The organism is Selenomonas dianae (assembly GCF_030644225.1).
GTDB lineage: Bacteria > Bacillota > Negativicutes > Selenomonadales > Selenomonadaceae > Centipeda > Centipeda dianae.
This window is the reverse complement of record NZ_CP128650.1, coordinates 1890513-1910034: the sequence shown is the minus strand read 5'-3', so window position 1 is coordinate 1910034 and position 19522 is coordinate 1890513. Positions and strand designations below refer to the sequence as shown.

The 19522-nt window shown below is 59.2% G+C and carries 20 protein-coding genes and 3 tRNA genes; 20 read left to right on the top strand and 3 right to left on the bottom strand.

What is annotated here, in order from left to right; translation table 11 throughout:
• Positions 1–74 precede the first annotated feature (74 nt).
• The 15 genes from lpxC to lptB all read left to right on the top strand — a co-directional run bounded on the left by lpxC (position 75) and on the right by lptB (position 14877).
• Positions 75–899 carry a UDP-3-O-acyl-N-acetylglucosamine deacetylase gene (gene lpxC / locus QU667_RS09360; RefSeq protein WP_304986908.1) on the top strand — a complete coding sequence of 275 codons (825 nt, stop codon included), beginning with the start codon at positions 75–77 and terminating at the stop codon, positions 897–899.
• Between the two features lies 1 nt (position 900).
• Positions 901–1341 (top strand): 3-hydroxyacyl-ACP dehydratase FabZ, encoded by a 441-nt coding sequence (gene fabZ / locus QU667_RS09355; RefSeq protein WP_304986907.1) that lies wholly within the window; start codon positions 901–903, stop codon positions 1339–1341.
• 167 nt (positions 1342–1508) lie between these two features.
• Positions 1509–2321: an acyl-ACP--UDP-N-acetylglucosamine O-acyltransferase gene (gene lpxA, locus QU667_RS09350; RefSeq protein ID WP_304986906.1), complete on the top strand. Its 813-nt coding sequence runs from the start codon at positions 1509–1511 to the stop codon at positions 2319–2321.
• A 9-nt stretch (positions 2322–2330) separates the two neighbouring features.
• On the top strand, positions 2331–3134 hold the full coding sequence (locus QU667_RS09345) for an LpxI family protein (protein ID WP_304986905.1): 804 nt from the start codon (positions 2331–2333) through the stop codon (positions 3132–3134).
• A 222-nt stretch (positions 3135–3356) separates the two neighbouring features.
• Complete coding sequence (lpxB, locus tag QU667_RS09340) at positions 3357–4490, top strand: lipid-A-disaccharide synthase (protein WP_304986904.1); 1134 nt, start codon at positions 3357–3359, stop codon at positions 4488–4490.
• A gap of 22 nt (positions 4491–4512) precedes the next feature.
• On the top strand, positions 4513–6237 hold the full coding sequence (gene msbA, locus QU667_RS09335; RefSeq protein WP_304986903.1) for a lipid A export permease/ATP-binding protein MsbA: 1725 nt from the start codon (positions 4513–4515) through the stop codon (positions 6235–6237).
• Positions 6238–6239: 2 nt separating this feature from the next.
• A complete protein-coding gene (gene lpxK, locus QU667_RS09330) occupies positions 6240–8753 on the top strand; it encodes a tetraacyldisaccharide 4'-kinase (RefSeq protein ID WP_304986902.1) in 2514 nt (837 codons plus the stop codon).
• Between the two features lie 23 nt (positions 8754–8776).
• Positions 8777–9511, top strand: a complete 735-nt coding sequence (kdsB, locus tag QU667_RS09325; RefSeq protein ID WP_304986901.1) for a 3-deoxy-manno-octulosonate cytidylyltransferase — start codon at positions 8777–8779, stop codon at positions 9509–9511.
• A 91-nt stretch (positions 9512–9602) separates the two neighbouring features.
• Positions 9603–10430 (top strand): 3-deoxy-8-phosphooctulonate synthase, encoded by an 828-nt coding sequence (kdsA, locus tag QU667_RS09320; RefSeq protein ID WP_304986900.1) that lies wholly within the window; start codon positions 9603–9605, stop codon positions 10428–10430.
• 9 nt (positions 10431–10439) lie between these two features.
• Entirely contained in the window at positions 10440–11417 is a 978-nt protein-coding gene (locus tag QU667_RS09315) for a KpsF/GutQ family sugar-phosphate isomerase (protein ID WP_304986899.1), read from the top strand.
• Positions 11417–11974, top strand: a complete 558-nt coding sequence (locus QU667_RS09310) for a KdsC family phosphatase (RefSeq protein ID WP_304986898.1) — start codon at positions 11417–11419, stop codon at positions 11972–11974. The genes QU667_RS09315 and QU667_RS09310 overlap by 1 nt, the downstream gene beginning before the upstream one ends.
• 20 nt (positions 11975–11994) lie before the next feature.
• Positions 11995–12909 carry a lysophospholipid acyltransferase family protein gene (locus tag QU667_RS09305; RefSeq protein ID WP_304986897.1) on the top strand — a complete coding sequence of 305 codons (915 nt, stop codon included), beginning with the start codon at positions 11995–11997 and terminating at the stop codon, positions 12907–12909.
• Positions 12909–13454, top strand: a complete 546-nt coding sequence (gene lptC, locus QU667_RS09300; RefSeq protein WP_304986896.1) for an LPS export ABC transporter periplasmic protein LptC — start codon at positions 12909–12911, stop codon at positions 13452–13454. The genes QU667_RS09305 and lptC (QU667_RS09300) overlap by 1 nt, the downstream gene beginning before the upstream one ends.
• Entirely contained in the window at positions 13451–14146 is a 696-nt protein-coding gene (gene lptC / locus QU667_RS09295) for an LPS export ABC transporter periplasmic protein LptC (RefSeq protein ID WP_304986895.1), read from the top strand. The genes lptC (QU667_RS09300) and lptC (QU667_RS09295) overlap by 4 nt, the downstream gene beginning before the upstream one ends.
• Positions 14147–14157: 11 nt before the next feature.
• Complete coding sequence (gene lptB, locus QU667_RS09290; RefSeq protein WP_304986894.1) at positions 14158–14877, top strand: LPS export ABC transporter ATP-binding protein; 720 nt, start codon at positions 14158–14160, stop codon at positions 14875–14877.
• Between the two features lie 67 nt (positions 14878–14944).
• Here the strand turns inward: lptB and QU667_RS09285 are convergent, their stop codons facing one another.
• From QU667_RS09285 to QU667_RS09275, 3 genes are read right to left on the bottom strand one after another with little or no spacing between them, the layout of a single operon-like run.
• The gene (locus tag QU667_RS09285) at positions 14945–15238 is read right to left on the bottom strand and encodes a DUF2442 domain-containing protein (protein ID WP_304986893.1); all 294 of its coding nucleotides are present in this window, start codon (positions 15236–15238) and stop codon (positions 14945–14947) included.
• A 10-nt stretch (positions 15239–15248) separates the two neighbouring features.
• Complete coding sequence (locus QU667_RS09280; protein ID WP_304986892.1) at positions 15249–15515, bottom strand: DUF4160 domain-containing protein; 267 nt, start codon at positions 15513–15515, stop codon at positions 15249–15251.
• Between the two features lie 36 nt (positions 15516–15551).
• A complete protein-coding gene (locus QU667_RS09275) occupies positions 15552–15881 on the bottom strand; it encodes a hypothetical protein (protein ID WP_304986891.1) in 330 nt (109 codons plus the stop codon).
• Between the two features lie 170 nt (positions 15882–16051).
• Here QU667_RS09275 and QU667_RS09270 point away from each other — a divergent pair, with 170 nt between their 5' ends.
• The 5 genes from QU667_RS09270 (at position 16052) to QU667_RS09250 (ending at position 19511) form a co-directional block, all read left to right on the top strand.
• Positions 16052–17770, top strand: coding sequence for a methyl-accepting chemotaxis protein (locus tag QU667_RS09270; RefSeq protein ID WP_304986890.1), 1719 nt, complete (start codon positions 16052–16054; stop codon positions 17768–17770).
• Positions 17771–17893: 123 nt separating this feature from the next.
• A tRNA-Gly gene (locus QU667_RS09265) sits at positions 17894–17968 on the top strand.
• A 5-nt stretch (positions 17969–17973) separates the two neighbouring features.
• A tRNA-Gly gene (locus QU667_RS09260) sits at positions 17974–18048 on the top strand.
• A gap of 68 nt (positions 18049–18116) precedes the next feature.
• Positions 18117–18193 (top strand) — tRNA-Ile (locus QU667_RS09255).
• 88 nt (positions 18194–18281) lie between these two features.
• Positions 18282–19511: a tRNA nucleotidyltransferase/poly(A) polymerase-related protein gene (locus QU667_RS09250; protein WP_304986889.1), complete on the top strand. Its 1230-nt coding sequence runs from the start codon at positions 18282–18284 to the stop codon at positions 19509–19511.
• Positions 19512–19522 lie beyond the last annotated feature (11 nt).

Here is a 19522-nt window from a genome sequence, read left to right as displayed (position 1 = left end):
TTTTTTCTTGCAACTTCTATAAAATTTTAGTATCATGGTAACGAACTATAGTGAGTGTCCGAGGAGGATAACGCTTGCAAAGAGAGAGAACACTGGCGGCGCGTGTGGTCTATGACGGCATCGGACTGCACTCGGGGAAGCCGGTACATATGGAACTCGCTCCCGCCGCACCGGGGACGGGGATACAGTTCATGCGCTCCGATCTGCCTGAGGCTCTGCCTGTCGCGGCAACGGCGGCGCATGTGACGGCGACGCTTCGAGCGACGACGATCGGTGCGGGGACGCTGAAATTCTTTACGATTGAGCATCTGATGAGTGCGCTCCACGTGCATGGCATTGACAACTGTCTTGTCCTGCTCGACGCGGAGGAGCCGCCCGTGGTGGACGGCAGTGCGCGTACGTTCTTTCGCTTGATTGCGGAGGCGGGGACGGTGGAGCAGGATGCGGAGCGTCGCGTGACGGTGATCGACCGCGTCTATCGCGTGGACGACGGCAGTCATTTCATCATGGCGCTGCCCTATGAGGGGCTGCGTGTCTCGTTTACATCGCTGAACGAGCATCCGCTCATCGGTGTGCAGTACTACGATATCGAGGTGACACCCGAGGCATACGAGCGCGAGATTGCACCCGCGCGGACGATTGCCTACGAGAAGGAAGTCAAAGCACTGCAGGCAAACGGTCTCGGCCTTGGCGGCTCGCTCGAAACGGTGATTGTCTACAACGACGAGGGGTGGATGAATCCGCTGAACTTCCCGAACGAGCTCGTGCGCCACAAGATTCTCGATGTGCTCGGGGATCTGCGCCTCGCGGGGATGATTCGCGGTCATATCGTTGCCGTTGCGTCGGGGCACGCGCTGAACACGGCACTGGCAAAACAGATTGCAGAGGAGAGGAACTAGCATGACTTTGGACATCAATGAGATTCAGCAGATTCTGCCGCATCGCCCGCCGATGCTGCTCGTGGATCGGATCACGGAACTAGTGCCGTTCAAATCGGCGACGGGCATCAAGTGCGTGACGATGAACGAGCCGTTTTTCCTCGGGCATTTCCCGGGGCATCCGATCATGCCCGGCGTTCTGCTCCTTGAGGGCATGGCGCAGGTGGGCGGCGTGACGATGCTCTATCCCGAGGAGCATCGCGGCAAGATCGCGCTCTTTGGCGGGATGGAGAATGTGAAGTTCAAGCGTCCCGTCGTCCCCGGCGATGTCGTTGTGACGAAGGCGGAGCTCGTGCGCGTGCGCGGTGTGTTTGGCGTGCTGCACGCGGATGCCTATGTGAACGATGAGCTTGTCGCTTCGGCGGATTTCAAGTTTGCACTGAAAAATGGGGATGAACTCTAAAATAAAGCGATCAATGCAGGAAAACCGGACATAATCCACCGATAAACAGGATTATTCGGCGTTAACGGCTGATTTTCCCATGTGAAAAATCACCTCTCCTGCCGGATATTAACAGAGAGTGGATATGTCTGCCCCGATTTTGTTTGGGGCTGAAGGAGTTGAAATAGATGACAGGCAGCAGCAAGGTACTTGCCTACATCCACGAAACGGCGGTGGTTGCGCCGACGGCGCGCATCGCAAGGAACGTGGAGATCGGTCCCTATGCGGTCATCTCGGATCATGTCCAGATCGGCGAGGGGACGAAGATCGGTCCGCACGTCGTTATCAAGGAGTGGACGCAGATCGGCCGTGACTGCCATATTTTCCAAGGCGCGTCGATTGGCGAGATACCGCAGGATCTGAAGTTCAAGGGTGAGAAAAGCTATACGTTCATCGGCGACCGTACGACGATCCGCGAGTGTGCGACGGTGCACCGTGCCACGGGCGAGGGTGAGGAAACGCGCATCGGCGATGACTGTCTGCTGATGGCGTACACACATATCGCGCACAACTGCGTGCTCGGCAACCGCATTATCATGAGCAATGCGGCGATGCTCGCGGGGCACGCCATCGTTGAGGACGGCGTTGTGATCGGCGGTATGGCGGGCGTGCATCAGTTCGTGAAGATCGGGCGCAATGCGATGATCGGCGGCACGTCGAAGCTCGTGCAGGATGTTGTGCCGTTTACGATGGTGGACGGACACCCCGCGCGTGCCGTGGGGCTGAACAGCGTCGGCATCTCGCGCGCGGGCATTCCGATTGACGTGCGCCGCCGCATCAAGCAGGCATACAAGATTCTCTACCGTTCGGGGCTGAACCTCACACAGGCGATTGCGGTCATCGAACAGGAGGTGGACTCCTGCGAGGAGGTCGATCATCTCCTGCGTTTCCTCCGCAATGCGGAGCGTGGGATCTGCCGTGAACGTCATGAGGATGAGTGAGGGATAATGATGGAAAAACTGGGTCTGCTCGCGGGTGTCGGACATCTGCCCGCCGCGTGTGCGCGTGCGGCGCGTGCGCAGGGATTTGAGGTACACGCAATCGCGCTCCTGCCGGACTGTGATCCCGCGCTGAAGGAGGCTGCATCGGTCTATCGTGAGATCAGCATCGGCTCGATTGCCTCCATTCTGGCGTATTTGCAGCAGGAAAGCATCGGCAAGGTCACGATGATCGGCAAGGTGACAAAGGAACTGCTCTTTACGGGGCAGATTCAGCCCGATGAGATGCTGCGCGGAATGCTCATGCAGCTGCCGAACCAGAACGACGATACGATCATGATGATGTTCGTCGGCGCACTCATGAAGGTCGGTGTGACCCCGCTCGATCAGACGGCGCTCATCCGTCCGCTGATGCCGCCCGTGGGCGTGCTGACGAGCCGCGCACCGAGCGATGCCGAGCGTGCGGATATGGAGTATGGACTTATGATGGCACGCGAGATCGGGCGGCTCGATGTGGGGCAGACTGCCGTGGTGAAAGACCGCGCGGTAATGGCACTTGAGGCAATCGAGGGCACAGATGCGTGTATCCGACGCGGCGGGCAGCTTGCGGGCGGCGGCGCGGTCGTTGCGAAGGCGGCAAAGCCGCAGCAGGACAGCCGTTTCGATGTGCCGGCGGTGGGGCTTGATACGATTGAATCGATCGTCGCGGCAAAGGCATCGGCACTTGTCATTGAGGCGGACAAGACGCTCTTTATCGACAAGGAGCGTGCGGTGGCGCTCGCCGAGGCGAACGGCATTACAATTGCGGCGATGTGACTAAGAGTTGAGAGGGGCAGTGCGATGTCCCAAAGCGAACCCTAGTGGAGCAAGTGAGTAAAGTGTGCGTTTCGCCCCCTGCGGATTTCTTTCGTTCAAGCGAAGCGCGTTTAAGAAGTCCGCAGGTATTTAGGCGAATAAGCAAACGATCACTTGCGTAACGAGGTGTTCGCGTGGGATACGCACTTCTGTATGACAGCACAGCAAGGAGGTCTTGCCCACTTGAAAATCATGCTTTCGGCGGGGGAGACCTCCGGCGATCTTCACGGGGCGGTGCTTGCGCGTGAGCTGCGTGCGCTCGACCCCGCTGCTTCGCTGATCGGCTTCGGCGGTGCAGAGATGGAGGCGGCAGGTGTCGTCCTCCGTCAGAACTATGCAGACTATAACGTCATGGGCATTTCGGCGGTTCTGTTGAACCTCCGACGCATTTTTGCCCTTCTTGACGACCTCACGCGCCTCATGGAGGAGGAGCGTCCGGATGTGCTCGTTATCATTGACTATCCGGATTTTAATTGGCGGCTCGCGGCGCGGGCGAAAGAGCGGGGAATCCCCGTTTTTTCTTATATTCCGCCCTCTGCATGGGCGTGGCGCAAGGGACGCGCGAAGTCCTGTGCCGCGCTCGCCGATGAGATCGTTGCGATCTTCCCGCACGAGCTGCCGCCGTATGAGGCTGCGGGGGCGAACATCTCCTTTGTCGGCAATCCGCTGATCGACACGGTACACGCAGAGATGGGGACGGAGGAGGCACGCAACCACTTTGGCATCGGTGCGGACGACATTCCGATCCTCCTCATGCCCGGCAGCCGCCGTGAGGAGATCGAGCGGCTGCTCCCGCCCATGCTCGGCGCGGCGGAGATGCTTGCGGCACAGGATGCGGCACGACGGTTCTTCCTGCCCGTCGCGGGCGGCGTGGATGTCGCGCAGATCGAGAAACATCTTGCGAACTCCTCCGTGGAGGTCACGCTCACCCATGACGCACGCTATGCGCTTATGGGGATCGCGCGTGCGGCAATCGCAGCATCGGGGACGGTCGTCATGGAGGCGGCAATCATGGGGCTTCCTGCTGTCGTCCTCTACCGGATGTCTGCGCTCTCCTACCTCGTTGGGCGGCTGCTCGTCGACGTGCCGCGCTTCTCGCTGCCGAACATTCTCGTCGGAGAGACGTTCGAGACAGAGCTTTTACAGGATGCCGTACAGCCGGAACGCATCGCGGAGGCGATGGAGCGGATCATCATGGACGGCGCACCGCGCGACTATGTGACGGAGCGGCTTGCGCGTGCCGTCGCCCTCCTCGGAGAGCCGCACGCCGCGCGACGCGTCGCGGAGAAGATTCTCGCGCTGGGAAAGCACGCATAATACATTTTCCACTAGGAGAACTATGAAGAATTATACGAGACTGCTCGCCTATATGCGCCCGTACGTGAACAAGTTCGGGCTTGCCATCGTGTGCATCATCCTCGCCTCGGCGGCGAACCTCTACGTCCCGTGGATCATCAAGGACATGATCGACGACGTACTCGCAGACAAGAACATGGCGCTCCTCAACGCCATTTGCATCGGCATCGTCGTGATCTTTTTCCTGCGCGGGATTTTTTACTTTGGGCAGTCCTACCTCGTCTCCTACATCGGACAGAAGGTTATCATCGACGTGCGTGAGGTCATGTTCCGCAAATTTCAGCGGATGCCGCTCGCGTACTACGACCGCCACCAGACGGGCGAGATCATGAGCTTTGTCACGAACGATGTCGCGGCGATCCAGTCCGCGCTCGTGGACAACCTCATCGACCTCGTGACCGAGGGATGTATCCTCATCGGCTCGCTCGCCCTCATGTTCTACCTCGATTGGAAACTCTCGCTCCTGACCCTCGTCGTCATTCCGATGGTCGGGCAGGCGATGAAGATCTTCGGACGCAAGATCAAGAAGTCGAGCAATGTCATTCAGGTGCGCCTTGCCGAGATCACGGCGCTCCTGCAGGAGAGCTTTTCCGCGACGCGCGTCGTGAAATCGTTCGTGCGCGAGGACTACGAAATCGAGCGTTTTGTGCACAGCAATCAGCGCAATTTCGAGGCGGTGATGAAGAACGTCCAGCAGACGAGTATGCTCACACCCACGGTCGAGTTCCTTGCGGCGATTGCCGTGACGTTCATCGTCTGGTTCGGCGGCTACGAGGTCTTGAGCGGCGACATCACGGCGGGCGCATTCGTCGCGTTCCTCACGTACGCCGTCAACCTCGCGAACCCTGTCAAGCGTCTCTCGCGCATCTACGGCAACCTCCAAAAGGCAATGGCGGCGGTTGACCGCGTCTTTGCCGTGGTCGATCTTGAGGAAAGCATTACGGACAGCCCCACCGCAAAGCCGCTCCCGCCCGTGGAGGGGCGCGTGCGCTTTGAAAACGTCACCTTCTCCTACAAGGAGGGGCGGCGTGCGCTCGATGGTATTTCACTCGAAGCGGCGCCGGGCGAGATGATCGCCTTTGTCGGTCCATCGGGTGCGGGCAAATCCACGATTGCGAACCTTATCCCGCGTTTCTACGAGGTGGACAGCGGCACGATCACTGTCGACGGACACGACATCCGCGACGTGACGCTCGCCTCCCTTCGCGGACAGATCGGACTTGTGCCGCAGGAGACGATGCTGTTCTCCACCACCATCCGCGAGAACATCCGCTATGGGCGGCTCGATGCGACGGATGCGGAGATCGAGGAGGCGGCGCGTGCGGCAAACGCGCACAACTTCATCATGGAGCTGGAGCACGGTTATGATACCGAGATCGGCGAGCGCGGGGTCAGCATCTCGGGCGGACAGCGGCAGCGCATTGCGATTGCGCGTGCAATCCTCAAAGATCCGCGCATCCTCATCCTCGACGAGGCGACCTCTGCGCTCGATACAGAGAGTGAGAAGATCGTACAAGCGGCGCTCGACAACTTGATGGTCGGGCGTACGAGCTTTGTTATCGCACACCGCCTTTCGACGGTCTTTCACGCCGACCGCATCTATGTGATCGACGGCGGTCACATTGTGGAGCAGGGGACGCACGAGGAACTGCTTGCGCGGGGCGGGCTCTATCAGCATCTCTATGACATTCAGTTTCGGGGAGAGTGATTATGAGATTTCTCTACAATCTAGCGGCAATCCTCATCGTCACCATCATCATACCGATCTTCATGTTGCGTGCGACACGCGAGCGCGGCTTTGTCGAGCGCATCAAGCAGAGCTTCGGCTTCTATCCGCAGGACACCATCGACAAGGTGGCGGGGAAAAACGCGATCTGGGTACACGCGGCATCCGTGGGCGAGATTGTGGCGACGAGCCCGCTCGTCCGCGAGTTCCGAAAAAAATTCCCCAACAGCCCCATCCTCGTTTCGGTCGTTACGACGGGCGGCTATGAGATGGCGCACCGCATCATCAAGGATGCGGACGCGATCATCTACTTCCCGCTTGACCTGCCCTTCCTCGCCTCGCGCGTCGTCGGGCGCATCCGTCCGCGCGTATTCCTGCCTGTGGAAACGGAGTTGTGGCCGAACTTCCTCAAGAAGGCGAAGCAGCTTGATGTTCCCGTCATGATGGTCAACGGGCGCATCAGCGACCGCAGCGTGAAACAGTACAAGTACCTGCTCGGGATGCTGCGTGAGATGATCGGGACGGTGAAATGCTTCGCCATGCAGTCGAGCATCGACGCGGACTACATCATGCGTCTCGGAGCGCCGCGCGAGCTCGTCACGGTTACGGGCAACACGAAGTTCGATCAGGCGTATACGAGCGTCAGCATGGAAGAGCGGGCGGCACTCATCGAGGAACTGGGTCTTGCGGGCGCAAGCCACATCATGATCGCCGGTTCGACGCATCGCGGCGAGGAGGAACTGGTGCTCGCGGCGTTTGCCGCCGTACGCGAGCGCGAGCCGGGGGTGCGGCTCATCATTGCACCGCGCGAGGTGCTGCGGACGATGGAGGTCGAACACCTTTGCCGCAAGGCGGGCTTTACGGTCAACACGCGCAAGAACCTCCAAAAAGGGGTGGCGGGCGGCGAGGACATCGTCATTCTCGACACGGTCGGCGAGCTCGGGCGCGTCTACGGGCTCGGCGATGTGATCTACATCGGCGGCAGCCTCATCCCGCACGGCGGGCACAACATCCTCGAACCCGCGGCACACGGCAAGGCAATCATCGTCGGCAACCAGATGTTCAACTTCAAGGACATCCACGCGCTTTTTCGCAACCGCAACGCCGTCGTGACGGTCGCGAACGGCGCGGAGCTGACGCGCGAGACGCTGCGCCTCTTTGGGGATGCGTATGAGCGGGAACGTCTGGAGCGCGAGACGCTTGCCATCATCAACGAGAACAAGGGCGCGTCGGCAAAGTCGGCGCAGATCCTTGTGGATCTGCTTGCGGCGTACGAGGCGCGGCGTGCTCTGCGTGCGCAGGAGCGCATCAGTGCGCATCGCGTACGCGCGACGCAGAAGGTCGCGAATTTCCAGACGTTTTTCATTGATCTTGTTCATGACAAGGACGTGCGCGGCGTTTCGCGCCGTCTTATCATGGGGGTTTTCTATGCGTTTTCTCTGATCTATGAGCAGCTCGTCAATCTGAAGCTCACGATGTATCGTCTCGGTTGGGCGAAGAAGGAGCAGCTGCCCTGCTTCGTCATCAGTCTCGGCAACGTCACCGTCGGCGGGACGGGCAAGACACCGACGGCACAGCATCTCGCGCGTGCGATTCACGCGATGGGCTACCGCGTCGCGATTCTCAACCGTGGCTACCGTGCAAAGTGGCGCGGCGAGGTTGGCATTGTATCCGACGGGCACACGCTCAAGATGGATGCGGTGACAGCGGGCGATGAGGCGTTTATGCTGGCGAAGCATCTGCCGAATGTTCCCGTGCTCATCGGACCGCAGCGCGCAGTGACGGGACGCTATGCGATTGAGCATTTCGGTGCAGAGGTGGCGATTCTCGACGACGGCTATCAGCACTGGCAGCTCGCGCGGGATATGGACATTTTGCTCGTGGATGCGGTGAACGTGTTCGGCAACGGCTATCTCCTGCCGCGCGGGACGCTGCGCGAGCCGCTTTCGCATATCGACCGTGCGGATGTCTGCCTCATGACGAAGGTCGATCAGGCGGCGCCGGGCGCGATTCAGCACATCTGGGAGACGTTTCGCAGCTACAATCAGGACGGGCTCATCCTTGAGAGCATCCATCAGCCGCGCCAGTTCGTGCGCCTCTCGGACTGGTACGAGGACATCGCGGCGGGCGGCGTGCCCGTCACGGAGATGGAGGGCAAGAAGGTGCTCGCCGTCTCGGCGATCGGCAACCCCGCCTCGTTTGAGCAGACGCTTGCCGATCTCGGGGTCGAGATGGTGGAGAGTATGCGCTATCCCGATCACCATGACTACGGCGAGCGCGATATGGCGGAGGTGCTGTACCGTGCAGAGACACTCGGGGTCGAGGCAATTGTCATCACGGAGAAGGACGCGGTGAAGGTGCCGGCGGATGTCGTTCGCGCGAAGTGGCGCATCCCGATGTATGTCATCTCCGTTGAGGTGACGTTCCAGAAGGGGCAGGAGGCGTTCTTCCGCACCCTTGAGGAGCAGCTTGCGGCGAAGCTGAGACCTGCGGTTTAGTATAGTCTTGTGAAGGTGATCGTATGAAAGTTCTCTGCATTATCCCCGCGCGCTACGCATCCACGCGTCTGCCGGGAAAACCCCTGCGCGACATCGCGGGGAAGCCCATGATCGTGCGCGTCTACGAGCGTGCCGTGCGGGCAAAGCTCGTACAGGATGTCGTCGTTGCAACGGACGATGAGCGCATCTGCGCCGCTGTCGAGGAGCACGGCGGACGTGCCGTCATGACACGCGTCGACCATGCGACAGGGACGGATCGCCTCGCCGAGGTCGCGGAGAAAATGACGGACTACGATCTCATCATCAATGTGCAGGGCGACGAACCGCTCATTGATCCTGCGGTGATCGATGCACTCGTCGAGCCTTTCCTCGCAGATGAAACATTGCCGATGGCGACGGCAAAGACCCTGCTCACGGATGAGGAGGAGATGGCGAATCCGAACAATGTCAAGGTCATTACCGACTGTTCGGGCAACGCCCTCTACTTCTCCCGCGTTCGCATCCCGTACGCGCGGAATGAAGGCGCGAAGGTATACAAGCATATCGGTATCTATGCGTATCGTCGAGATTTCTTGCTCAGTTATGCACGCATGGCGCAGACCCCGCTCGAACTCTCCGAGTCCCTTGAGCAGCTGCGTGCGCTTGAGAATGGGCATACGATCCGCGTCATCGAGACGGACGCGGTCTTTATCGGTGTTGACACCGAGGAGGATCTTGCAGCCGTCAATGAGGAATACATAAGACGTGGGATTCATTGACCTTTTCGCGTGAAAATTCTATAATAATGATTGTGAATTTCGCATTTTATGGATGCGGACGATAGCATGATTGTTGAAAGGAGCCATGAAGATGAACAAAGTGAAGCTGGCGAATTTTGAGATCGGCGGCGGCGAGCCGTTGGTGCTTCTCGCGGGACCCTGTGTCCTTGAGGGGCTTGAGCGCTCCCTCCTGATCGGGCGCGGCATCAAGGAGATTGCGGATCGTCTCGGCATTCCCTACGTATTCAAGGCATCCTTTGACAAGGCGAACCGCTCCGCCTACCACAGCTTCCGCGGGCCGGGGCTTGAGGAGGGGCTGAAGATCCTGAAGGCGATCCGCGATGAACTCCATGTACCCGTCGTGACGGACATCCATGAAACCTCGCAGGCGGAGCCCGTGGCAAAGGTCGCGGACATCCTTCAGATTCCCGCATTTCTCTCGCGTCAGACCGATCTCCTGCACGCAGCGGCGCAGACGGGTGCGGTCGTCAACGTGAAGAAGGGGCAGTTCCTCTCGCCGAACGATATGCGCAACGTCGTTGACAAGATTCACGAGAGCGGCAGCGACCGCATCCTCCTCACGGAGCGCGGCGAGAGCTTCGGCTACAACAACCTCGTCGTGGATATGCGCTCCTTCCCCATCATGCGCAGCTTCGGCTATCCCGTCATTTTCGACGGCACGCACAGCGTTCAGCTGCCGGGCGGCGCGGGGACGAGTTCGGGCGGTCAGCGTGAATACGTCGAGTACCTTGTACGTGCGGCAGTCGGCGCGGGGGTCGACGGGCTCTTCCTTGAAGTGCATGACAACCCGCCCGAGGCACTGTCGGACGGGGCGAACATGGTCTATCTGGACAAGCTGGAGGAGCTCTTGCGGGATGCCCTCGCTATCTATGAAATTGTGCGGAAAAAGCTGAACTAGGAGAACTACATGGCACAGAGTATTCGGGAAAAAGCCATCGAAACACTGAAACTCGAAGCGCAGGCGGTTGCGAATCTCGCAGAGCGCATCGACGATGAATTTGAGGCGGCGGTGCACGCCATTCTGGACTGCAAGGCGCGTGTCGTCGTCACGGGGATGGGCAAGTCCGGGCACGTCGGGCGCAAGATCGCCGCGACACTTGCGAGCACGGGCACGCCCGCGTTCTTTATGCACCCGGCGGAGGCGTTTCACGGCGACCTTGGCATGGTGACGGCGGACGACATTGTCATTGCCATCTCGAACAGCGGCGAGTCCAACGAGGTCGTGAACATCCTCTCGATCATCCATCGCATCGGCGCACGGATCATCGCCATGTGCGGGCGGCGCAAATCGCAGCTTGGGCGCAGCGCGGACTTCTACATCGACATCGGTGTCGAGCGCGAGGCGTGTCCGTTGGGACTTGCGCCGACCAGTTCGACCACGGCGACGCTGGCGATGGGCGATGCCATTGCAATGGCGCTCATGGAGGCGCGTGACTTCAAGAAGGAGGACTATGCTCTCTTTCATCCGGGCGGCGCACTCGGGCGCAAGCTGCTCCTCACGGTGGCGAACGTCATGCACACGGGCGACGAGAACCCCGTCGTTTCGTACCATACGACGGCAAAGGACGCGCTCTTTGTCATGACGGACAAGGGGCTCGGTGCGGTCTCCGTTGTCAACGCAGAGGGCAAGTTTATCGGGCTTGTCACGGACGGCATCATCCGCCGTGCACTTGCAAAGGACTATACCTTTTTGGACAAGGACGTGGAGAGCATCATGTTTGCAACGCCGCTCACGATCGCACCGGACAAGATGGCGGCGGCGGCGCTCTCCGTCATGGAGAAGCACCAGCCGCGCCCCGTTACCGTTCTGCCTGTCGTTGACGCGGCGGGCGTGCCCGTCGGCATCGTGCATCTGACCGACCTCCTGCGTCAGGGGGTTGTGTGATGCCGATTCGTGCGGATGCCATGGCACGCGCAAAGAAGATCAAATGCGTGATCCTCGATGTGGACGGCGTGCTCACCGACGGGGGCATCTACGTCGCGCCCGATGGGCGCGAGCTGTATAAGCCGTTCTTTGCGCGGGACGGGCTTGCGATCACGCTTGCACACAAGGTGGGGATCGTGCCCGCTATCATCACGGGACGTGCCTCGTCCATCGTCGAGAATCGTGCACGCGAGCTGCACATTGACTTTGTCTACCAAGGGAAACTCGACAAGCGTGCCGCCTATGCGGACATCAAGGCGAAAACAGGGCTGACGGATGAGGAAATTGCCTACATCGGCGACGACATTGTCGATTTGCCGATCCTGCGCATGGTCGGGCTTCCGTGCGCTGTGGGCGATGCCGTGCCCGAGGTGAAGGAAGTCGCGCAGATCATTGCGGACGCGCATGGCGGACGTGGGGCAGTGCGCGAGATCTACGAGATCATTTTGAAAACACAGGGGCTGTGGGAGGAAGTTCTCACGGTCTTTCAGACGGACACCGAAGGTGCGGCGCAATAATACGGAAGGGAGGTGCGGCAGTGCTCTATCATACGCTCATGTTTCTTAGCCGGCTCGCGTGCCGCACGCCGCGTCCCCTCCTGCTCTTTGCGGGTTGGGTGCTCGGCAATCTCTACTATCTGCTGATTCCGAAGATGCGCCGCCGCGCGGTGGAGCATATGATGCCCGCGCTCGGCATCTCTGAAGCGGAGGCAAAAAGTCTCGTCCGTGCCTCCTTTGTCAACATGGCGCGCAACGTGCTCGACATCCTTGCGATGCCCATGCTGAACGAGAGCAATCTCAATGAGTACATCGAGATCGATCATCTTGAGCGGATGCAGGAGGCGCTTGCCGAGGGGCGCGGTGTCGTCGTGCTCACGGGGCATATCGGCTGTTGGGAATGGCTGTCGGCGGCGTTCACGCTGAACGGCATTCCCGTCAGTGCGATTGCAAAGCCGCAGCCGAACATCGAGTACACACGTGTGCTTGACGACCTGCGTGCGACCATTCACGTCGAGATCTTCTCGCGCGGGACGAGCGAACTCATCGCGGCGGCGCGTGCGCTGAAACGCGGACGGCTGCTCGGCTTTCTTGCCGATCAGGACGGCGGCCCTGGCGGTGCGTTCATCGAGTTCCTTGGGCGTACGGCATCGACTCCGCTCGGCCCTGCCGTCTTTTCGCGCAAGTTCAAATCACCCGTTGTGCCCGCATTTATCCTTCGTCAGCCGAACGGGAAACACAAAGTAGTAATTGGCGAGATTATGCGCTGCCCGGACACGGGAGACAGCGACCATGATCTCCATGAGTTCACCGTGCAGATGACGGCGATTGTCGAGCAGATCATTCGTGAACATCCGACACAGTGGATCTGGTTTCAAAAACGATGGAACACCCCGCCCGAGGCGCAGAAGACAGGAAAGCACCATATGTCTGCGGCGGCAAAGGAGGGGGCTTGATGGCACAGAGCAAGTGGATCTACGGCGGCGGTGCCGCCCTGCTCACAGGGCTCATCATCTGGTCGGTCATGACTGTACCCGAGATTCCGCCGCAGACAGATGTGCCGGCAGAACCGCGTGTGATGTCCTATGCGGACAATACCCTCAGCGAGGAGCACGACGGCCGTACGGTCTGGAAAATGACGGCGGAGCAGGTCAATATTGACATCGACACGAACGATACCGGCATGACGAAGATCGACGGGATCTTTTACAGTGAGGATGGAAAGACACTCACGCTGAAGGCGGACGAGGGGCGTATGGACAGCAGGACGCACGACATCACGCTCACGGGCACGATCGAGGCGGCGACGAGCGACGGGGCGCGTCTGCGTGCCAAGGTGATCCAATGGTCGGCGGCGGAGAAAACACTCACCGCCTCCGGGGATCCCGAGATCATCCGCGACAATGTCCGCGCAACGGGCGACCGCATCGTGAGTACGGATAACTTTCAGCGGTTCAGCGTGATTGGGAACGCGCATATAGAAAAGGGTGGGGCGACATGACGAAGAAGAAACTCTATCGGGGCATTCTCACACTCCTCGCGGCGGGTGCTGTCTGCACGGCAGCCGCCGCGCCGCAGCAGGGGAATGCGCCGACGAATCTTACGGCGGACACCCTTACCTATGACACACGCACGGGGATTATCACGGCGGAGACAAACGTCCGCATGGAGCAGGGGACGGGCTATGTCGAGGGCGCACATGCGACCTACAACACCAAGACCGAGGAGGGAACCGTCGAGGGCGGCGTGCACGCCGTGCGCGAGGATATGAATTTGTCCTGTGACCGACTTTCGGGGATCGGGCAGGAGCATTGGCAGGCGGTGGGCGACGTTCACATGGTCAAGGCAGGGCGAACCTTCACGGGTGCGCAGGTCGACTACTATCCGTCGCAGAATGAATATATTCTTGCGGAGAGCGGCGGAACGATCACGAGCGCCGACGGCACGCTCAGCGCGGATCGTCTGGAGGGATGGATGAAGGAAAGCCGCTTCATCGGTACGGGCAACGCCCACCTTATCAGCCCGCCGCGCGACCTTGAGGGCGGCGGCGACCGCATGGAGTATTTTGCTGCGGCGGAAAAGCCGTACGTTGTGCTCGATGGAAGTGCGTGGATCCTGCAAGGGAACAACATGGCGCGCAGCAATCACATGACCGTCTACCTGGCGGACGACGGCACAGCCGTGACGAAGTGAGGAGGGACAGCGTGCATCTCGAATCCCGCAGCCTCATCAAGAAATTCGGCAGCCGCACCGTCGTTGACCGCATCTCCGTGCGCATCGACAAGGGGGAGATCGTCGGGCTCTTAGGGCCGAACGGTGCGGGCAAGACGACCACGTTCTACATGATCGTCGGGCTTGAAAAGCCGACGCACGGCGATGTCTATCTCTCCGACATCTGCATCACGGACTATCCCATGTATCGGCGTGCGGAGCTCGGCATCAGCTACCTCACGCAGGAGCCGTCGATCTTCCGCAAGCTTACCGTCACGGAGAACATCGCAGCGATTCTTGAAACGACGAAACTCTCGACGGCGGAGCAGAAGCACAAACTCGAAGGACTTCTTGCGGAGTTCCACATTGAACACGTCCGCGACCGGCGCGGCACGGAACTCTCGGGCGGCGAACGCCGCCGCGTCGAGATTGCGCGCTGTCTTGCGCTCGAACCGCAGTTCATCCTGCTCGACGAGCCGTTTGCGGGCGTTGATCCGCTCGCCGTCGCGGACATCCAGGAGATCATCGAGTATCTGCGCCAGCGCGGCATGGGCATCCTCATCACGGATCACAACGTGCGCGAGACGCTTCACATCGTCGATCGTGTCTATCTGCTCAGTGAGGGCAAACTCCTCATGGAGGGCGACAGCAAAAGCATCGCCGAGAGTCCGATCGCGCGGAAATTTTATCTGGGGGAGAATTTTAGCCTTTGAACGAACAGGAGCTGTTGCACGAAGTCTTGAGCTTCGTGCAACAGCCCCTGTGTCTTTGTCCCAAGTTCTATATGGCTATGCTGTCATAGGCATAGCTGTGTTTGTATACATATTCCGGCGCAACGTCAATCTCTCCATTGTTCCACGTGATCACACCATGAAAAAGCACGGGATGGCTAAATATTTCGGCGTTGGCAAGCGGCTGAAATGCTGTGCCTTCGAGGAGCGTTGTGTCAAATAGTCGTTTTTCGCCCGTGGAGAATGTGACAAGCATCATACCGCCGCGTAGAGGCTCTGCCTTTCTCACCTTGATGTCTGACTGCAATTCGCCGGCATAGCATACATCGTCCTTGATGTACATAGGAGACACCTCATTTCATCGGGGGAATTTTGTCAAAATGTTCGCCTTGTACGGCAAGATTCCATGCTTTATAGGCTTCGTTCTCGTGAAAGGCGAGCCATCCTGTAATAATTTTAAATTGTTTTCGAGGCAGAGAACCTGCCAGCAATTCACCGTCGATTGCAATAACGGCTTCGTGTTCTCCATAGTAGACATGAACATGAGGCTTATGATGTTGTCCAATATCCTTGAAGAACATATATATAATCATCCCGCCAAAGCGGCTAAGTTCCGGCATAAGCACACCTATATTTCTGATTTGTGGAAGGATTCTTTATGCCATAAAGCGTCGATACGCATCAAAGAGAAAGAGTGCGCCTGCCATGCCGATGGTGACGAAGCTGGCGCGTGTCACGATCATCATCTGGAACTCGGAGAGGCGGTCTGCCGCCTGACGCCGCGTATAGGTGAGCAGGAGGGAGAGCGTCAGGAGGATGTACATCGTGAGGGTGAGGGCATCCAGATTCTCCCATGCCACCGCTACCACCATGAGGGTAAACACCATGAGGATGAGAAGCATATAGTCCTTCCCCGGGGGGCGCGCCGGTTTCGGTTTCTCCGGTGGTGTGATCTTTTGTTGGAGCTTTTTCAACATTTTTGCCATGACTGTCCGTCCTTTTGTTTTGTATTGGGATATTATCAGTATAGCATAGAAAAAAAATTGCCGCCATATGGTTTTTTGTATGAGAGCGTGTTATAATCGACATGCTTTAATGGGGGGGTTCACACCATGAAACAGAGGGGGCTCTTACAAGGTTTGGAGGGAATGGAGAAATGTCAGTAGCAAAGAAAATTGTGCTGAGCGTCGGATTCCTGGTCGTTATGTTTGGCGTGTACGGATTCTATGCGAATCAGTCGGGCAGTGTGCTCAACAACAACACGGTCAGCGTGTTCAGCTGGGCGCACGTCCTCAACGTGGGCGGGCAGGTACAGGCACTCTCGGCAGACGGGCGCGAGTACGAACTCATGCGTATCACGGCACCGAACGAGGAGGAGCGTATGCGGGCGGCGGAGCTGATCTCGCAGCTCACGCCGAAACTGAACAAGGCATACGAGGAGTATGAACAGGCGATTCAGGAGGCTCCGTTTCAAAATGAGGCGGACCGCACGCAGAAGCTCGCACGCCTCGACAAGCTCAAGCAGGAGCGCAAGGCATATGCGGATGTGCGTCAGCGTGCAACGGAGCTCATCAATGCGGGCGATCAGCAGGGCGCGGTGCACATGGCATTCAAAGAGCAGGCGGATGTCTATAAACGCATGACGGATATTATCGAGGAGGACAAGGCGGACAGCGTGCGCCTCGCGCGCGCGGAGATGGCGCACAGTGAGGAGATTTTCTCCGGTGTTCAGACGATCACGGTGATCTCTCTGCTTATCGTCGTCATTTTGTCGATTGTGACGCTCGTTCTGCTGCTCAAGAACATCAAGAGTTCTGTGGATACGATTCTGGACGGGGCGCGTCATATCGCGGGGGGCGATCTGCGCTCGAAGATCATGCTGGACGGGGACGACGAGTTCGCGCACATCGCCCATCAGTTCAACACGATGGTCGAAAGTATGCAGAAGATGATCCGCAAGATCAAAACGACGGCGACGGAGGTCGCGGGATCGTCCGAGGAGCTGACGGCAAATGCGAACCAGTCGGCACAGGTGACGCAGAACGTTGCGCAGTCCATCACCGAGGTCGCCGAGGCGGCGGAGAAGCAGATGACGATTGTCACAAAGAGCAGCGAGACCATCGACGACTTCCAGCATGGTCTTGAGGACGTTATTGTGAATCAGCGCCGTGCACGCGAGCAGACGCAGGCGACGGCAGAGAAGGCTGCGCAGGGCAATGCGTTCGTCCAGACGACCGTCGAGCAGATGAATTCGATTGCGCTCACCGTTCAGCAGACGGGCGAGATCGTCAGCAAGCTCGGTGAGCGTTCGAAGGAGATCGGCAACATCGTCGAGATCATTTCGAACATCTCGGGACAGACGAACCTCCTCGCACTCAACGCCGCGATTGAGGCGGCTCGTGCGGGCGAGCATGGACGCGGTTTTGCGGTTGTTGCCGAGGAGGTGCGCAAGCTCGCCGAGGAATCGCAGAACGCCTCCCAGCAGATCGCCGAGCTCATCCGCAGCATTCAGGAGGAGACGGATCGTGCCGTTTCCTCGATGGAGGAAGGCAGACGCGAGGCGGAGAAGGGCAAGGAGAACGTCACCGCGACCGGCGAGAGTTTTTCTGAAATCCTGCATATGGTGGAGGATGTCAAGACGGCGTCGCTTGCGGTCAGCAAACGCGTCCTCGAATTGCGCGACAATATGGGGGCGATCATTGAGGGCATGGGTGCGGTCGATGCCTCGGCGAAGGGCATCGGCAGCGAGTCACAGAACGTTTCTGCCGCGACGGAGGAGCAGGCGGCAGGCATGGAGGAGATCGCTTCCTCAAGCCGCAGCCTTGCGAATATGGCGACCGATCTGCAGAGTGAGACGGACAAGTTCAAGGTGTAAGAAATATGTTGGAGGGGCGCGTATTCTGACGCGTCCCTTTTTGATTGAAAAATACTCCTTGACAGAAATACATTCTCCTGCTAGAATGTTTCTTGTTGATTGACAGAGATGTCGGCGACGGATGCGGAAGTAGCTCAGTGGTAGAGCACCACCTTGCCAAGGTGGGGGTCGCGAGTTCGAGCCTCGTTTTCCGCTCCACTTACGCGGAAGTAGCTCAGTGGTAGAGCACCACCTTGCCAAGGTGGGGGTCGCGAGTTCGAGCCTCGTTTTCCGCTCCATTGCTTATCGGACCTGCGCACTGCGCAGGTTTTTTTGAAACAGGGAGTTTTTGCAGCTTCCTGCATTGGGGCCTATAGCTCAGTTGGTTAGAGCAACCGGCTCATAACCGGTCGGTCCTTGGTTCAAGTCCAAGTGGGCCCACCAACCGAAATGAGAGCATCACGCAGGGAATCGCTGAGTTGATCAGTGCTTTTCCAAGTGATGCTTTTTGTTTTTGTGGGGAGGTGAGAGAATGACGGAAACTGCTTTTGTCGCACAGATACGCAGTGCGGGGGCGCGTGTCTTTCGCGTGGGCGGCTGCGTGCGCGACCGCTTTCGCGGCGTGCCTGCAAAGGATGTTGATTATGTCTTGACGGGCATGACGGAGGAGCGGCTTTGCACACTCTTTCCCCGTGCGGAGAAGATCGGGAGATCCTTTCCCGTCTATCATGTCCGCGTGGACGGGGTGCGCCGCGAGGTCGCCCTTGCACGCAGGGAACGCAAGACGGGAACGGGCTATCGCGGGTTCGACGTTGTCTTTGATCCGTCCGTGACGATCGAGGAGGATCTTTATCGCCGTGATACCACGATGAATGCGATGGCGTTGGAACTGCCGTCGGGCGAACTGCTTGACCCCTATGGCGGGCGTGCGGATCTCGCGGCGGGTGTGATTCGCGCCGTTTCGGAGCACTTTATGGAGGATCCCGTGCGTGCGCTGCGCGTGGCACGGCAGGCGGCGGCGTTCGGTTTCGCGGTGGAGGATGGCACGCTCCGCTCCATGAATGCGTGTGCCGCAGAACTCAAAGTCGAGCCGACGGAGCGTCTGATGGGCGAGCTGCGGCGTGCGCTTGCTGCGCCGCGTCCCTCCGTATTCTTTCGTGTGCTGCGTGCGGCGGGGCTGCTCTCCGTGACGTTCCCCGAGATCGCCGCGCTTGAGGGGCAGACACAGCCGACAGAGTTTCATCCCGAGGGGGATGCTCTCGCACATACCCTTGCCATCGTCGATGTGGTCGCACGGGAAACGGAGGAGATCAAAACGCGCTTTGCCGCGCTCGTTCATGATCTCGGCAAGGGACTGACCCCGCAGGAGATGCTGCCGCATCACTACGGGCACGAGCGCATGGGACTGGATGCGCTCGCCGCGTGGAATCGGCGCATGACGCTCCCGCACGACTGGATGAAGGCGGCGCAGTTCGTCATCCGCGAGCATATGCGTGCGCCGCGTCTCACACGTCCCGGCAAGATCGCGGATCTCCTGCTCGGCATCGGTGCCTCGGGTCTTTCCATCGCAGAGTTCAACATCATCATCCGCGCCGACCACGGCTCTCTGCCGGACTATCTCACGCGCGGCGCGGCGTATCTCGCGGCGATGCGTACAGTTACGGGGCGTTCCGCACCGCCGGAGCTCTCGGGCGAGGAGATCGGCAGGTGGCTGCGTGAGCGGCGTGTGCGAATATTGAAAAACTCCTTGTTGGAGATGTAATTGACGTGGTA

Bases quoted from the DNA above. Each gene is read 5' to 3' on its own strand.
- fabZ (WP_304986907.1), top strand. From the start codon at position 901: ATGACTTTGGACATCAATGAGATTCAGCAGATTCTGCCGCATCGCCCG.
- lpxA (WP_304986906.1), top strand. From the start codon at position 1,509: ATGACAGGCAGCAGCAAGGTACTTGCCTACATCCACGAAACGGCGGTG.
- QU667_RS09345 (WP_304986905.1), top strand. From the start codon at position 2,331: ATGGAAAAACTGGGTCTGCTCGCGGGTGTCGGACATCTGCCCGCCGCG.
- msbA (WP_304986903.1), top strand. From the start codon at position 4,513: ATGAAGAATTATACGAGACTGCTCGCCTATATGCGCCCGTACGTGAAC.
- lpxK (WP_304986902.1), top strand. From the start codon at position 6,240: ATGAGATTTCTCTACAATCTAGCGGCAATCCTCATCGTCACCATCATC.
- kdsB (WP_304986901.1), top strand. From the start codon at position 8,777: ATGAAAGTTCTCTGCATTATCCCCGCGCGCTACGCATCCACGCGTCTG.
- kdsA (WP_304986900.1), top strand. From the start codon at position 9,603: ATGAACAAAGTGAAGCTGGCGAATTTTGAGATCGGCGGCGGCGAGCCG.
- QU667_RS09315 (WP_304986899.1), top strand. From the start codon at position 10,440: ATGGCACAGAGTATTCGGGAAAAAGCCATCGAAACACTGAAACTCGAA.
- QU667_RS09310 (WP_304986898.1), top strand. From the start codon at position 11,417: ATGCCGATTCGTGCGGATGCCATGGCACGCGCAAAGAAGATCAAATGC.
- lptC (WP_304986896.1), top strand. From the start codon at position 12,909: ATGGCACAGAGCAAGTGGATCTACGGCGGCGGTGCCGCCCTGCTCACA.
- lptC (WP_304986895.1), top strand. From the start codon at position 13,451: ATGACGAAGAAGAAACTCTATCGGGGCATTCTCACACTCCTCGCGGCG.
- QU667_RS09285 (WP_304986893.1), bottom strand. From the start codon at position 15,238: ATGTACATCAAGGACGATGTATGCTATGCCGGCGAATTGCAGTCAGAC.
- QU667_RS09280 (WP_304986892.1), bottom strand. From the start codon at position 15,515: ATGCCGGAACTTAGCCGCTTTGGCGGGATGATTATATATATGTTCTTC.
- QU667_RS09275 (WP_304986891.1), bottom strand. From the start codon at position 15,881: ATGGCAAAAATGTTGAAAAAGCTCCAACAAAAGATCACACCACCGGAG.
- QU667_RS09270 (WP_304986890.1), top strand. From the start codon at position 16,052: ATGTCAGTAGCAAAGAAAATTGTGCTGAGCGTCGGATTCCTGGTCGTT.
- QU667_RS09250 (WP_304986889.1), top strand. From the start codon at position 18,282: ATGACGGAAACTGCTTTTGTCGCACAGATACGCAGTGCGGGGGCGCGT.